Genomic DNA, 14,615 nt, shown 5'->3' on the forward strand with positions numbered 1-14,615 from the left:
ACGATCATCCGCCGACAGCCTCATGGAGTGGCCCCTATGGCGCAGCACGTGCTTCTGTCCGACCCGCGTATCGCCGCCGTTCCGGTGAAGGAGTGTGGCGAGCCGCTTGTCGACCTCAGGCACGAGAAGGTCATCCGGGTGGATTCACGGCTGGCCGACCTCACGGGTGCGTACGCGCATGTCAGGCTGAGCGTCGCCGACCGGCTGACGGAGGCGCAGGCGCGGCTCCCCCGCGGCCTGATGCTGCTGCTGGTGGAGGGGTACCGGCCGTACGCGCTGCAGGAGAGCCACTTCGCCAATCGTGTGGCGAGGATGCGGCGCGCGCGTCCGGGGTGGACGGAGAAGCGGTTGCGCGCCGAGGCGGGGAGGTTCGTCTCACCGCCGGACGTGGCGCCGCACGTGTCCGGCGGCGCCGTGGACGTCACGTTGTGCACCGTGGACGGCACCGAGATGCCGATGGGGACGGAGGTGCACGCCACGCCGCCGGAATACGTCGACCCGCGGTTCACGAGGTCGCCGCTGGCTTCGGAGGAGGCGTGGGCCAACCGGCGGATGCTTGCCTCCGCGTTGACGGCCGCGGGGTTCGTCAATCATCCGGCGGAATGGTGGCACTGGTCGTACGGTGATCGTTACTGGGCTTTCGTCGAGGGGGCCGCGCACGCGCGTTACGGACCGGCGGCCTTCGAGGGGTGAGCCGGTGACCTGGCGGTTCCCGGCGCGGCGAAAGCCGCGAAACATGCTGATTACCTTTATGTAGGTAATTTCTCTGATGTGCGGCTTCCATGGGCCCAACAGGGTGGGGAGTACGGCTCTCGCGTGAGCGGAGTTGTCGTCCATACCAGTCGCACGAGGTGCAGATGCGTTACGAACTGCTGGGGCCGCTCCGGGTTTTCGATGGACGGGAGTTCCATGCGCTGAGCGCTCCCAAGATGGAGATGACGCTGGCCACACTGCTCGTGAGAGCGGAACGGGTCACCACCAAGGAACAGATCGTCGAGGAACTGTGGGGGGAGCATCCGCCTCGCTGCGCCTCGGCGGCGTTACATGTGTACATCTCGCAGTTACGCAAGTTCCTGGCGGCGGCCGGGGAACGCGCGGCCATCGTCACCAAGGCCCCGGGGTACGTGTTGCGGCTGCAGGGGGCCGGGTACGACGTGGCGGAGTTCCAGCGGGCCGTCCAGCACGGCCGGCTGCACCTGCAGGCGGGACGGTACGCCGAGGCGCTGGCGGAGTTCGAGAAGGGGCTGGCGTTGCTGCGGGGGCCGGTGCTCGAGGACCTCGCGGAGGGGCCGGTGCTGAGCGCGTTCGCGGCGTGGGTCGAGACCGAGCGGCTGGACTGCCTGGAGTTGTCGATCGAGGCGCGCAACGCGCTCGGCCGCCACCGTGAGGTGATCGGGCCGTTGAACACGCTGATCGCGCAGTATCCGCTGCGTGAGTCGCTCTACCGGCACCTGATGGTCGCGCTGTACCGGTCGGAGCGGCAGGCGGACGCGCTTGCGGTGTACCGGTCGGCGCACCAGGTGCTGAGGATGGAGCTCGGGGTGCAGCCGTGCCGTTCGCTGCGGCGGCTGCATCACGCGATCCTGACGTCGGACGACCTTCTCGATCTGCCCGCGGCGAGCTGACCGTGCCTGGCGGGCCGACGTGGGTGCGGCGGTTCCATCCGGGCCCGGACGCGGCGGCGGAGGTGGTGTGCCTCCCGCACGCGGGTGGCGCGGCGGCGTACTGGTTCCCGTTGTCGGCGCTGCTCGCGCCGGCGGCCGAGGTGCTCGCCGTGCAGTACCCGGGACGGCAGGACCGGTACAAGGAGGCCGCGCTGGAGGACCTGCACGTGATGGCCGGCCTGATCGCCGAGGAGCTCGGCCCGGCGTCCCGGCCGCGTGTCCTGCTCGGTCACAGCATGGGTGCGTCGCTGGCGTACGAGGTGGCACTGCGGCTCACGACGCCGCCGGACGTGCTGGTGGTGTCGGGACGGCGCGCGCCGTCGCGGCGGCGGCCGGCCGAGCACCTGGACGACGTGGAGCTGGTGGCCAAGGTGCGTGCGCTCGGCGGCACGGACGCGGCGCGGCTCGCCGACCCCGACGTGCTGGAGATGGTGCTGCCGGCGCTGCGTGCCGACCACCGGGCTCTGGCGGCGTACCGGGACACGCCGGGTGCGGTGCCGTGTCCTGTGGTGGGGCTCGCGGGGGACGGCGACGCCGAGGCGCCGGTCGAGGACGTGGACGCGTGGCGGCATCACACCACGGGTGGGTTCACGTTGCGGGTGTTCCCCGGCGGCCATTTCTTCGTCGCCGAGCGTCTGCGTGAGGTGGCCGATGTCGTCGCGGGGCTGCTCCCCCGGGCCGTGTCGTGATCAGGGAGTTGCTGCCGCCGTGGGTGGTGGCCGTGGAGACCGGTGAGGACCCGGCGGACGCGTGGCTGTACCCGCAGGAGGCGGCGGTCGTACGCGGAGCGGTGGACGCGCGCCGCCGCGAGTTCACCACGGTGCGGCACTGCGCGCGAGCGGCGCTGCGTGAACTCGGGGTGGAACGGCGTCCACTGCTGCCGGGGCCGAGAGGCGCGCCGCTGTGGCCGCCGGGGGTCGTCGGCAGCATGACGCACTGCGCGGGGCTGCGCGCGGCGGCCGTGTCCTTGCGGCGGCACGCGGCGTCGATCGGCATCGACGCCGAGCCCGGTGAACCGGTGCCGCCGGGGATCCTGCGGGCCATCGCGTCACCGCGCGAACAACGGCACGTCGACGACCTGCTCGAGCGGATTCCCGGGGTGCGGTGGGACCGGCTGCTGTTCAGCGCCAAGGAGGCGGTGTACAAGGCGTGGTTCCCGCTGACCGGCCGCCGGCTGGACTTCCCCGACGCGTCCGTCGAGTTCGACCCCGGCACCGGGACGTTCCTCGCGCGGACGGCCGTGACCGGCGGCCGGGAACCGCGGTACTTCAGCGGCCGGTGGGGGGCCGGCTCGGGGTTGCTGGCCACGGTGGTCACGGTCCCCGCGTGGCGCGTCCGGCCGGAGGTGTCAGCCCGGGGTGCCGGCGAGGAGGCGGGCCAGGGCCGCGCGGGAGCCCACGCCTAGTTTGGTGTAGACGCGGGTCAGGTGGACGTCCACGGTGCGGGGGCTGATGCGCAGGCGGCCGGCGATGTCCTTGGTCTTGAGGCCCTCCCCCGCGAGGTCGGCGACCTGGCGTTCGCGCACGGTGAGGTCGGCGAGTCCGCCCGGCGAACCCTGCACGCCGCCTCGGGTCGCGGAACGCAGGTGGTCGCGGGCCCGTGCCGCGGCGGGGCCGGTGTCGCCGAGCAGGCCGAGTGCGTCTTCGTAACTGCGGACCGCCTGGTCCCACCGCTGCGCGCGGCTGTGCGCGTGACCGCGGGCCAGCGAGGCGTGTCCGCCGGCCTCCGGCAGGCCGACGGCGGCGGCGGCGCGCTGCGCGCGTACGGCCCACTCCTCGATACGATCGCCGGTCTCCGCGCCGGTGCGCAGGCACGCGGCGGCGAGCAGTTCGTAGCACCTGGCGGCGAGCACGGGAACCGGTTCACTGACCTTGACGTCGCCGTCGGGGAGGAGCAGCGCGACGACCCGCTGGGGGTCGCCGCCGGCGAGCGCGGCCTCGGCGAACAGCAACGCGTTGAGCGGCGTGCGTGAGACGATCGACGGCGACACCGGGTGTGGCGGCGCGTAGCGGGCCATGGTGGGACGGCCCTGGATGGCCCAGGCGGCGGCGGTCACCGCGTCGGCGAGGCCCCCCTGGTCGGGACGGCCGGTCCGGTCGGCGGTGGCTCTGGCCTCCAGGGTGGCGCTGAGCGCGTCGGCGGTGCGGCCGAGGTGGTAGAGCGTGTAGCCGAGGGTGTTGAGCAGCATGGGGAGCATGTGGACGTCGCCGCGTTCACGTGAGGCGGTCAGTGCGTGTCCGGCGTGCGCGCGGCCGTCCTCGTACCAGCCCATCATGGCTTCGGCCCAGCTCAGCACCAGCAGGTGCGCGGCCTCGCGCGGAGTGGCGGGCCGGATGGGGCCGCCGGGGACGAGCGCGTGCGCGGCCTGGCGCAGCGGGGTCTCGGCGTCGCGGGTGTCGCCGGTGATCGCGGCGCACATGCCGAGCAGCGCCAGCCTGCCGCCGCGGGTCACCGGGTCTTCGTAGCCGGCGTTGCGGGCCAGCGCCTCGACGTCGGTACGGGCCGGTATCGCGCCGCCGATCACCTTGACGAGCTGCGCCTGGCCGAGCAGCAGCGTGCGGGTGACGGGGTCGGCGCCGTGCGCGCCGTTCAGTTCGGCGGCGATGACGCCGAGCGCGTCCTCGCCGTGACCCACCGCGGCCATCGCGGTGGACAGGAACGCCACCGCCTCGGCGCGGGCCCGCGGGTCCTGCCGGCCGCCGAGGACGTCGCGGCCGAGACGCCGGAGGCCGGCGGCGTCGCCTGTGGCCGCGAAGGCGCGTGCGACGGGTTGCCACAACCCCGGTTCCGGCGTGGTGTCGCCGGCGGTGGCGCGGCGCAGCCGCAGGGTCGCGCCGACCCAGTGCGCCGCCTCGGCGGGGTGGCCGGCGTGCAGCGCGTCGTGCGCCGCGGCGGCCAGCACGCCGGCGTCGGAGGGCCGGGTCTCGGCGCCGGACCGCTCGGCGTGCCAGGCGAGCCGGGTCGCGGACGCGGCGGTCCGTGCCAGGTGGTCCAAGGCGCGGCGGTGCGCGGAGGCGCGCCAGCAGGAGTCGATGGTCTCGTACACGGCGCGCCGCACCAGTGGATGCCGGAACGTCAGCGCGCCGGGGTCGGTGCCGGCGTACCGGACGAGGTCGCGGGTGCGCAGGTCGCTGAGCAGCCGGCACGTCTCGGCGCGGTCGAGCTGCGCGACCTCGGCGGCGGACTCCATGTCGAAGACGTCGCCGAGCACGGCCGCCGCGTGCAGCACGGTGCGGGTCCGGGCCGGCAGCAGTTCGGTCTCCACGAGCAGCCGCGCGCCGAGGCCGCCGTGCGACCAGGGGCCCGTGTCGTCCGGGCCGCCGCCCGGCACGGCGAGCGCGGTCATGTAGAGCGGGTTGCCTGTCCCCTGTTCGTGCAGCCGCCGCACGTCGGCGGTGACGAGGTCGCCGAGCAGGGCCGCCGACTCGGTGAGGGGAAGCGGCCCGAGCCGTACCGATCCGACGGTGCCGAGCTCGGCGCCGTGTTCGAGCACCGAACGCAGCCGCAGGGGGACCTGCCGGGGCCGGTACGCGACGACGAGAGTGAGGGCCCCTTCCAGGGGACGGCGCATCAGGGTCTCCACCAGGTGCACCGAGGACGGGTCGGCCCAGTGGAAGTCGTCGAGCAGCAGCAGGAGGGTCTGGCCCGGTGCGGCGCCGAGGCAGCCGGCGAGCGCGGTGCGCACGGCGCCGTGGAACCGGCGGCGTTCCGCGAACGACATCGCGCCGGTGCAGGTGGTCGCGCCGAGCGTGTCGAGCAGGGCCGCGGCCTCCGGCACGATCCTGCCGCCCTCGCCGCGCCAGGTTCCGAAGGCGTGCAGCAACGGGTGGAACGGCGCTTCGGCCTCGGCTTCGGCGCAGCGTCCACGAAGCACGGTGCCGCCTTCGCGGCGTACCTGCTCGGCCAGGGTGGTGAGCAGCCATGTCTTGCCGGTGCCGGGGTCGCCGGTCAACTCGGCGACGGCGCCGCACCGCTCGCGCGCGGAGGCGGCGAGCTGTGCCAGGCGGTCGTATTCGGAGCTCCGGACGACGGTGGCCCGTCCGGACTCGTTGTGCAGAGTGGTGACGGTCATCTTCGCAAGTGCCTCCCCTGGTCGCCGGGTCGCATGCGCCTACCTAATTTACCTTCACAACACGTCGGTACTCAGGGGTGGATGCGCGGGAATCCGGCGGCGGGGAGCTTGGAGCGCGGTGAACAGGGCCTGGAGCGTTAAGTCCAGCTTTAGGGGCCGGTCCGACGATGATCCTCAGTCCTCTGCCCCCCGAGGACGGAACGCAGGTCACCGAGCCGAGGAGTCGACCGCCGTGCCCACGCTCCGCGACGTCCACGAACGCCGAGCCGTGCGGCGCGTACCCGTCGGCGACCTGCTCGAGGTGCTGGTCGGCCTGGACGGCGGCGAGCTGGCGGTGCGGCACCTGGACCTGGTGTACGCCTCGGCGGGCCGGCCCGTGCGGCTGCTGCGGGAGTACCGGAGCCGGTCGCGGCTGCGTGCCGGGGTCGGCGCCGGATGGCGCCTGGTCGCCCCGGCCGCGCCGGAAGGCAGCGAGCCGTCGGTGCTCGTGGACGACCAGGGCCGGGTGGTCACGCTGCACGGCGACGAGGACGGCCTGATCACCAAGATCGTGGACCCGCTCGGCGCGCAGGCCGCCGCGCTCACCTACGACCGGCGGGGCCGGCTGGTGCGGCACACCGACGCGGCCGGCCACCCGTACACGTTCACGTGGGACGACGACGGCCGGCTCACCGGCCTCGGCGACCCGGCCGGTGGCTCACTGGAGTTCGCCTACGACGCGCGGCACGCCGTCACGCGCGTGGAGTGGCGCGGTGACGGCGGCGCGGGACGGCTGGCCTTCGGCTACGCCGAGGGAGGCACGTCGGTGACCGACGCCGGGGGACGCGTCACGGTCCACCGGTTCGACGTGCGCGGACGGCTCATCGGCGTGGCCGGGCCCGCGCGGGACGTGTGGCGCTGGGAGTGGGACGACCGTGACCTGCTGACGTCGTCCATCGATCCGCTCGGCCGGCGCACCGCCTACGAGTACGACGACGCGGGGAACCTCACGGGGCTGCGGCTGCCGACGTCGGCACGCGTGTCCGCCGGGTACGGCGCCGTCCCCGGGCTGCCGACGGCCCTGCGCGACCCGGCGGGTGCCGAGGTGCGCCTCTCTCACGACACGGCGGGCCGTCCGGTGCGCATCGATGCGCCGGGACGCGCGGAGCCGCTGGAGACCCGCGCCTACGAGCCCGTGCACGGACGCCTCGCCGCGCGCACCGACGGCAACGGCGCCACCACGACGTACGCCTACGACGACGCGGGGAACCTGGTCACGGTCACACCGCCGGAACCGCTCGGGGCCGTCCGCTACCGGTACGACCGGCTGTCGCGCGTCACCGGGGTCACCGCCGGTGACGGCCGCCGCACCGGGTACCGGCACGACGCGGCCGGACGGCTGACGGAGGTGACCGACGAGGACTCCGGGGACGTGCTGGTGTCGCTGTCGTACGACGCGCTCGGCCGGGTGAGCCGCCGGTCGGGCCCCGGCTGGTCGCAGGAGTACCGCTGGACCCGCACCGCGCGCGGGAACAGGCTCACGCGCGCGGTGCGCACCGCGCCGGGGGAACCGGCCGAGGAGGTGCGCTACGAGTACGGCCCGGACGGCGAGCTCACCGCGCTCACCACGCTCACCGCGCTGACCAGGGCCGAGGAGACCACGCGCTACGCCTACGACCCGGCGGGACGGCTCGCGACGGTCACCGCGCCGGGTGGACAGGTCGCGAGGTTCACCCACGACGCGGCCGGCCGGGTCACCGAGGTCGATCTCGGCGCGGCGATCCAGAAGATCACCTACGACGCGTCGGGCCGCCGCACGGGGCTGACCGTCACGGGGCCCGGCGGCACGCCGCTGTCGGCCGAGTACGGCTACGGCACGGCCGGTGCGGACCATGACGTGCTGCTGCGCGCCGTGGTGGACGGCGAGGTCACCGAGTACGCCTACGACGGGCTGAAGCGGCTGGCCCGTGCCGGTGACGTCACCTACGAGTACGACGCGGCGCACAACCTGGTGCGACTCGGCGACGTCCGGTTCACGGTGAACGCGGCGGGCCAGGTGACGTTGTTCGGCGAGACGGAGTTCACCTACGACGGCGCGGGGCACTTCGCCGAGGAGGTCAACCCCACCGGTTCGTTCACCTACAGCGCCACCGGCCAGACCGTCACCGGCGTCTTCGGCGGCCAGAAGGTCGTGGACGTCGCCTACGACGGGCTGGACCAGCGCACGCCGCGCCGGATCACCGAGACCACGGTGGACGGCCGCACCGTCACCCATGTGCTGACCTGGTCGGAGCTCGGCGCGATCCGCGTGCTCGACGACGGGGTGGCCACCGGATTCGTGCGCACGCCGGACGGCGCGCTGCTCGCCGTGGTGACCTCGGCGGGCCGGCACCACTGGGCCGTGACCGACCAGCACGGCTCGGTGCTCGCGCTCGTCGACGAGAAAGGCGAGATCGCCGCGCGGTACCGGTACACCCCGCACGGCGCGGTCACCGCGACCGGTGACGCCGCCGCCGCGAACCCCTTCCGGTTCCGCGGCGCCTACCAGCTCCTGCGCAGCGCCTATGTCCTCGACGACCACCTCTACAACGGCCGATGGGGCCGGTTCACCCAGCCGGACCCCACCGGACAGGCCTACGCTCCGTACACCTTCGGCGACAACGACCCGGTCAACGCCGGGACGTGGACCCGCGCCGGCCTCTGGACGGCGCTCGCCGGGCCGCCTGAGCGCGTCACCGCCGCGTTCTTCCCCACGCCACCGGAACCGGCGGACGGCGCGCCGCCGGAGCCGGGACGCTCCGCGGCACCCGGCGTGGCGCCGGACCGCCTTCCCCTGATCACCGGTGCGTCCCCGCGTCGTTTCCCGCTCCATTCCTAAGACACCGCGAAGAGAGGAGAACCCATGGCCGACCAGGTCGTGGTTCGCGTCCCCAAGGAGATCGTGGTCAAGGTGGTCGACGACGTGAACGTCCCCGACCCGCAGATCGGTCAGACCGGCACCTTCGACGACGAGCTGTTCGACGAGGCAGGCAAGCTGATCGGCACGTCGCACGGCTCGTTCCGCATCGAGTACGTCCGGCCCGGCGACGGAGGCCTCATGACGTACTACACCGAGGACATCACCCTGGAGGACGGCACGATCCACGCCGAGGGCTGGGCCGACTTCAACGACGTGCGCACCAGCGAGTGGGTCTTCTACCCCGCCACCGGCACCGGCGGGAGGTACGAGGGGCTGACCGGGTTCCGCAAGTGGCGGATGACCGGGGTCCGCGCGTCCGCGGAGGCGCGCATCCTGCTGTCCGACTGACAGCGCCGCCGCCTTGAGAAGGGACGCTCATGCCCCGTGACGTGCACATACTGTCGGCCGCCTCGTCGTTGCCCGGTGCCGCCGTGGACAACGCGGCGCTGGCCGGCCGGTTCGGGATGGACGCGCTGTGGGAGCAGTGGGTCGACGTGTTCATCGGGACCAGGTCACGGCACCTGGCCCTGGACCTGGCGTCGGGGACGGTCACCTCGACGCTGGCCGAGCTCGCCTCCGACGCCGGCGGCAAGGCCCTCGCCGCGGCGGGGGTCGCGCCTGCCGAGGTGGACGCCGTGGTGCTGGCCACCGCCACCCCCGACAAGCTGATGCCGGCGACGGTGAACGTCGTGGCGGACCGGCTCGGCATCGACCAGGTCCGCTCGTTCCAGCTCCAGTCGGGCTGCTCGGGTGCGGTGCAGGCGCTGGACGTGGCGCGGCACATCCTGCTCGCGGGGGACGCGCGGACGGTGCTCGTGCTCGGCGGTGACGTCGTCGCGCGGTTCTGGGACGTCCACCGGGACCTGCGCGCGGCCGCGCCGCAGGAACTCGTCAACTACGTGCTGTTCGGCGACGCGGCAGGCGCGGCCGTGCTGTCGGCCGGACCGGGGCCGGGCTCGGCGACGGTGCGGACCCTGTTCACCCGCCTGGTGGGACTCGGCAGGGAACCCGGCGCGGTACTGGAGTGGTACGCGCCTGCGGACCGGGACACCGATCGGCCGGCGGCGACCGAGGACTACAAGGCGATCGAGCGGCACGTGCCGGAGATGACCGGGGAGGTGCTGCGGGAACTGCTGGAGCGGACCGGCTGGAAGGACGGCGACGTCGACCTGCTGCTGCCGCCGCAGTTGTCGGGCCGGATGACGCGGCTCATCACCGAGCGGCTGGGGCTGCCTGAGGCGCGTGAGGTCTCCTGCGTGGACGAGGCCGGCAACTGCGGCAACGCGATCGTGTTCCTGCAACTGGAGCAGGCGCTGCCGCTGCTCGCGGGGGGCCGGCGCGCGGCCGGGGTGTCCATCGAGTCCAGCAAGTGGATCAAAGCGGGGTTCGCGCTGGAGGGTGACGGAGGGGACGCGGCGTGAGCGGCCCCCTGACGACGCTGCACCAGGAAGGCAGGCTCGCCGCCGAGTGGCCGGCCGTGCGGGGGCTGCTCGCGGAGCTGGACGGGGACGACGCGGCGCTGCTGCGGGCCGGCCGGCACCTGGCGCGGCTGGATCCCGCCGAGGTGCTGGCCGCGCATCCCGCGACCCCGGCCCCGGTCGTCCGGGTGACCGGGAACGGCACACTGGCCGCGCTCGGACCGGCGCTGACCGCGGAGTTCGCGCGGCACGGCCTGCTGGCGCGGGTCACGCCGTCGGACTTCGGCTCGTGGGTCTTCGAGCTCGGCGACCCCGGCAGCGCCTTGTACGCCGGGCTCGCCGCCGCCACGGGGCCCGCGTTCGCGCTGTGCGTGCTGGACCCGGCGCTGGTGACCGGCGAGCCGGCGCCGCCGTGGCGGGCCGGGGACGTGCGGCGGATCCTGGACGAGAAGGTCACGCTGGTGGAGCGGCTCGCGGAGGTGTTCGCCGCCACGGCGCGCGGCGCCACGCTGGTGCTCAACACCTTGCCGCTGCCGAGAGAGCTGACCGGTCAGCTCGTGGACCTGCGGGAACGCGCGCGGCTCGGCGCGGTGTGGCGTGAGGCCAACGCGCGGCTGCTGCGCCTTTCGCGGCCCGAGGTGGTCGTCGTGGACCTCGATCCGCTCATCGCCGAGGGGGTGCCGGCGCGTGAGCCGCGGCAGAGCGTGTACGCCAAGGCGGGCCTGTCGGACGCTCTGCTCGCCGCGTACGCGCGCGAGACCGGCCATGTGGCGCGGCAGGCGTACGGCCTGGCCAAGAAGTGCCTGGTGCTGGACCTGGACGAGACGGTGTGGGGTGGCGTGCTCGGCGAGGTCGGGCCGGAGGGGATCGAGGCCGGCGAGGGGTACCGAGGTGAGGCGTTCCTGCGGTTCCAGAAGGTCGTGAAGCAGATCGGCACGCAGGGGGTGCTGCTGGCGGCGGTCAGCAAGAACGACGCCGAACCTGTGCTGAGGACGCTGCGCGAACACCCCGGCATGCTGCTGCGCGAGGAGGACTTCGTGCAGGTGCGGGCCAACTGGCGGCCCAAGCACGACAACCTGGCCGAGCTGGCGAAGGACCTCAACCTCGGCACCGACAGCTTCGTCTTCGCCGACGACAGCGCCTTCGAGTGCGGCCTGGTGCGCCGTGAGCTGCCGGGGGTCGCGGTGGTGCGGGTGACCGAGGAGCCGGCTCTGCACGTCGAACGGCTGCTGCGCGACGGGTGGTTCGACGTGCCGCGGCTCACCGAGGACGACGTGGCCCGTCCGGCGCGTTACCGCGAGGAGCGGACCCGCCAGGACTTCCTCACGACGTTCGACTCCCTTGAGGACTACCTGAACGAGCTCGGTGTCGAGGTGCGGCTCGCACCCGCCACCCCGGAACGGTTCGCCAGGGTTTCGCAGATCACGCTGCGCACCAACCAGTTCAACCTGACCACCCGCCGGTTGCAGCCCGCCGACGTGGCGGCCCTCGCCGCCGACCCCGGCGCGCGGGTGCTGACCATCGCCTCCTCCGACAGGTTCGGCGACAACGGCCTGGTCGGCGCGGTGTTCCTGCGGCGGGACGGCGACACGCTCCGCATCGACAACTTCCTGCTGAGCTGCCGGGTGTTCTCGCGCGGCATCGAGCAGGCCGTGCTCGGCGCGGTGCTGCGGCACGCCGGCGAGTCCGGCGCCAGGCAGGTGCGCGCGTCGTACCGGCCCACCGCCAGGAACGGCAAGGTCGCGGCCTTCTACCCGGGGAACGGGTTCGAGACGGTGCGGGACGGCCCGGACGGCGCCGAGTTCCGTCACGTGCTCGCCGGACCTCCGCCGCCGGTGGCGCATGTGCGCCTGACCGCCGACTTCGGGGACCCCGGGCTCCACGCCACCACCGCAGAACAGGACACGCCATGATCACCGTTGACCGTTTCGTCACCCTGCTGCGCGACGAGATGGCCCTGGCCGTCACCGCCGACGAACTGGCGAAGGACCTGGACGCCGTGGACTCGTGGGACTCGGTGCATCTGCTCACGCTGTGCACGATCCTGGAACGCGAGACCGGCCGTTCACTGAGCCTCGCCAAGGTGCTGGAGGCGCCGAGCCTCGAAGCCGTGTACCGGCTGGCCACGGCGTCATGAGCGTCGTGAGCGCGCTGCGCACCATCACGAGCCCGCGTACGGGGACGGCGCGGGCCGCCGGGGAGGCCGCGCCGCCGCGCGAGCGCAGGCACACGCTGTTCTTCCTCGAAGTGATCCGCGACTTCTCCCCCGTGTTCCTCGACACCGAGGTGGACATGAGCCGCGTGCTCGCGCACCGCGCCGCCGCGAGCGAAAGCGAAGGCCTGCGGTACTCGATCACCGCGTACGTGCTGCACGCGGCGGGCCGTGTGCTCGCCAGGCACCCGGACGCCAACGCGGCCATCGCGGGCCGGGTGCGGCCGAGGATCGCGCGCTACCCGTTCGTCAACGGCAAGGTGGCCCTGGACCGCACGCTCGGCGGTCAGCGGGTGGTGCTCGGCGCCGTCATCCCCGGCCTGCACGAGGCGGCGCTCGCCGACGTGCAGGCCCATCTGGCGCGGGTGCGGGACGGCGACCCCGAGACGCTGCCGGACTTCGCGGGGGTGCGGCGGCTGCACCAGGCGCCGTGGCTCACCGGACGCGCGCGGTTCCGCAAGGCGGCGCGTTCCCTGGTGCTGCGGCCCCACCTGACCGGAACCTTCGCGGTCACCTCGCTCGGCCACCGCGCCGTCGACGCGTTCCACTCGGTCGGCGGCACGACCACGACCTTCGGCGTCGGCCGGATCACCGACCGCGTCGTCGTACGGGACGGCGCGCCGGCGGTGGCGCCGGTGATGCGGCTCAGCCTGTCCTTCGACCACCGGGTGATCGACGGCGCGGAGGCCGCGGACGTGCTGACCGAGGTCAAACAGGCACTGGAGAGCGTATGAACGACGTCGCGGAACTGAAGAACTTCGTGGTGGCGCACGCGCGGTCGCAGGGCATGGCCCCCGAGCGCTACACCGCGGTCCTCGACCGGGTGCGGCACGACGGCGAGGGGCCGGGGTCGTGGGCCCGCGAGTGGAGCGACGAGGCGGCGCGGATCGCGGACGAGGGACGGCTGCTGGAGGCGTCCGCGCACTACACCATGGCGCGGTTCCCCTTCGTGGACGGCCCGGCGCGCCAGGAGGCCATGGAACGGTGCCGCGAGACGTTCGGCCGCTGGCGCGCGGGGTTCCCCGCGATCCACGCGCTGGACGTCGAGCTGCCGCGCGGCCGGGTGCGCTGCTGGACGATCGGCCTGGACGCGCCGCGGCCCCGGCCGCTGCTGGTCATGACCGGCGGCATCATCTCGGTGAAGGAGCAGTGGGCCCCGGTGCTGCCGCAGCTCGACGCGCTCGGCTTCGCGGGGGTGGTCACCGAGATGCCGGGGGTCGGCGAGAACACCGTGCCGTACGACGTGGACGCCTGGCAGGTGTTCCCCGCGATCCTCGACGCGGTGGAGGGACGGGCCGACACGGCGCGGTCCTACCTGCTGGCGCTGAGCTTCAGCGGCCACCTGGCGCTGCGCGCCGCCGCGCGTGACGGCAGGATCGCCGGCGTCGTCGGCGCGGGGACCCCGGTGCGGCACTTCTTCACCGACACCGGGTGGCAACGGCGGGTGCCGCGGATCACCACCGGCACCCTGGCCCACCTGACCGGCGTGGACGCGGCGAAGGTCTACCCGCTGATGCGCGACTGGGCCCTGACGCCTGAGGAGCTGTCGGCCCCCGGAGTGCCGGTCGCGCACGTGACGAGCCTGCGCGACGAGATCATCCCGCCGGCGGACGCGGCGCTGCTGGCCGAACGGGTCGGCCGGCTGCGGCTGCTGGCCCACGACGACGTGCACGGCGCGCCGTCGCATTTCGCGCTGACCCGGCTGTGGACGCTGCTGTCGGTGCTGCGGATGCACGGCGGGTACCGGGACCAGCGGATCGCGCTCACCCGCGAGTTCGCCAGGCTGCGACGGAGGCGAGCGGCGTGAACGGGGTGGAGCTGAACCTGGCGGACGGCACCCGGTGCCTGCGCAACGTGCTCGGCCGGTTCGCCACCGGCGTGGTGGCGGTGGCGGCCCTCGACGACGACGGCCGGCGCGCGGGGCTCGCGGCGAACTCGTTCTGCTCGGTGTCACTGGTGCCGCCGCTGGTGTCGTTCTGCGTGGCGCGCACCAGCACGAGCTGGCCGCGGATCCGCACGGCGCCGCTGATCGGCATCACGATCCTCGGGTTCGAGCAGCGCGAGGCGGCGGTACGGCTCGCGGTGACCGGCAGCGACAAGTTCCGCGGCATGCCGTGGGTGACCTCACCCGGCGGCGCGCCGATCCTGGACGGCGCGCTGGCCTGGCTGGAGTGCTCGGTGGAGGCCGAGCACCCGGCCGGGGACCACGACATCGTGGTGGCGCGGGTGCACCGGCTGGACGCCGAGGCGGACGGGGACCCGCTGCTGTTCTTCCGCGGCGCCTACGGCCGGCTCAGCAGGTGACGCCGCG

The 14,615-nt window shown here is 73.8% G+C and carries 13 protein-coding genes; 12 read left to right on the top strand and 1 reads right to left on the bottom strand.

Annotation, left to right across the window (positions count from 1 at the left end):
- Window positions 1–36 precede the first annotated feature (36 nt).
- The 4 genes from BJ992_RS23860 (at window position 37) to BJ992_RS23875 (ending at window position 3,069) form a co-directional block, all read left to right on the top strand.
- Complete coding sequence (locus tag BJ992_RS23860) at window positions 37–693, top strand: M15 family metallopeptidase (RefSeq protein WP_184984609.1); 657 nt, start codon at window positions 37–39, stop codon at window positions 691–693.
- Window positions 694–857: 164 nt separating this feature from the next.
- Window positions 858–1,625 carry an AfsR/SARP family transcriptional regulator gene (locus BJ992_RS23865; RefSeq protein ID WP_184984612.1) on the top strand — a complete coding sequence of 256 codons (768 nt, stop codon included), beginning with the start codon at window positions 858–860 and terminating at the stop codon, window positions 1,623–1,625.
- A gap of 2 nt (window positions 1,626–1,627) precedes the next feature.
- Window positions 1,628–2,353, top strand: coding sequence for a thioesterase II family protein (locus BJ992_RS23870; RefSeq protein WP_343072824.1), 726 nt, complete (start codon window positions 1,628–1,630; stop codon window positions 2,351–2,353).
- A complete protein-coding gene (locus BJ992_RS23875) occupies window positions 2,350–3,069 on the top strand; it encodes a 4'-phosphopantetheinyl transferase superfamily protein (protein WP_184984614.1) in 720 nt (239 codons plus the stop codon). The genes BJ992_RS23870 and BJ992_RS23875 overlap by 4 nt, the downstream gene beginning before the upstream one ends.
- Here BJ992_RS23875 and BJ992_RS23880 read toward each other — a convergent pair.
- Window positions 3,013–5,736, bottom strand: coding sequence for an ATP-binding protein (locus tag BJ992_RS23880; RefSeq protein ID WP_184984616.1), 2,724 nt, complete (start codon window positions 5,734–5,736; stop codon window positions 3,013–3,015). The genes BJ992_RS23875 and BJ992_RS23880 overlap by 57 nt on opposite strands.
- Window positions 5,737–5,968: 232 nt before the next feature.
- Between BJ992_RS23880 and BJ992_RS23885 the strand changes: the two genes are divergently transcribed.
- From BJ992_RS23885 to BJ992_RS23920, 8 genes are read left to right on the top strand one after another with little or no spacing between them, the layout of a single operon-like run.
- Window positions 5,969–8,593 (top strand): RHS repeat protein, encoded by a 2,625-nt coding sequence (locus tag BJ992_RS23885; RefSeq protein ID WP_184984618.1) that lies wholly within the window; start codon window positions 5,969–5,971, stop codon window positions 8,591–8,593.
- Window positions 8,594–8,617: 24 nt separating this feature from the next.
- Window positions 8,618–9,022, top strand: a complete 405-nt coding sequence (locus BJ992_RS23890) for an allene oxide cyclase barrel-like domain-containing protein (RefSeq protein WP_184984620.1) — start codon at window positions 8,618–8,620, stop codon at window positions 9,020–9,022.
- 29 nt (window positions 9,023–9,051) lie between these two features.
- Complete coding sequence (locus BJ992_RS23895; RefSeq protein ID WP_184984622.1) at window positions 9,052–10,095, top strand: 3-oxoacyl-ACP synthase III family protein; 1,044 nt, start codon at window positions 9,052–9,054, stop codon at window positions 10,093–10,095.
- Window positions 10,092–12,005 carry an HAD-IIIC family phosphatase gene (locus BJ992_RS23900; RefSeq protein WP_221474952.1) on the top strand — a complete coding sequence of 638 codons (1,914 nt, stop codon included), beginning with the start codon at window positions 10,092–10,094 and terminating at the stop codon, window positions 12,003–12,005. The genes BJ992_RS23895 and BJ992_RS23900 overlap by 4 nt, the downstream gene beginning before the upstream one ends.
- On the top strand, window positions 12,002–12,229 hold the full coding sequence (locus tag BJ992_RS23905) for an acyl carrier protein (protein ID WP_184984624.1): 228 nt from the start codon (window positions 12,002–12,004) through the stop codon (window positions 12,227–12,229). Before BJ992_RS23900 ends, BJ992_RS23905 begins: the two co-directional genes overlap by 4 nt.
- Entirely contained in the window at window positions 12,226–13,038 is an 813-nt protein-coding gene (locus BJ992_RS23910) for a 2-oxo acid dehydrogenase subunit E2 (RefSeq protein ID WP_184984626.1), read from the top strand. Before BJ992_RS23905 ends, BJ992_RS23910 begins: the two co-directional genes overlap by 4 nt.
- Window positions 13,035–14,111 carry an alpha/beta hydrolase family protein gene (locus BJ992_RS23915; protein ID WP_184984628.1) on the top strand — a complete coding sequence of 359 codons (1,077 nt, stop codon included), beginning with the start codon at window positions 13,035–13,037 and terminating at the stop codon, window positions 14,109–14,111. The genes BJ992_RS23910 and BJ992_RS23915 overlap by 4 nt, the downstream gene beginning before the upstream one ends.
- Window positions 14,108–14,608, top strand: a complete 501-nt coding sequence (locus BJ992_RS23920) for a flavin reductase (RefSeq protein WP_184984630.1) — start codon at window positions 14,108–14,110, stop codon at window positions 14,606–14,608. The genes BJ992_RS23915 and BJ992_RS23920 overlap by 4 nt, the downstream gene beginning before the upstream one ends.
- Window positions 14,609–14,615: the final 7 nt, after the last annotated feature.

Source organism: Sphaerisporangium rubeum (genome assembly GCF_014207705.1).
In the GTDB taxonomy this organism is placed as follows: Bacteria; Actinomycetota; Actinomycetes; order Streptosporangiales; family Streptosporangiaceae; genus Sphaerisporangium; species Sphaerisporangium rubeum.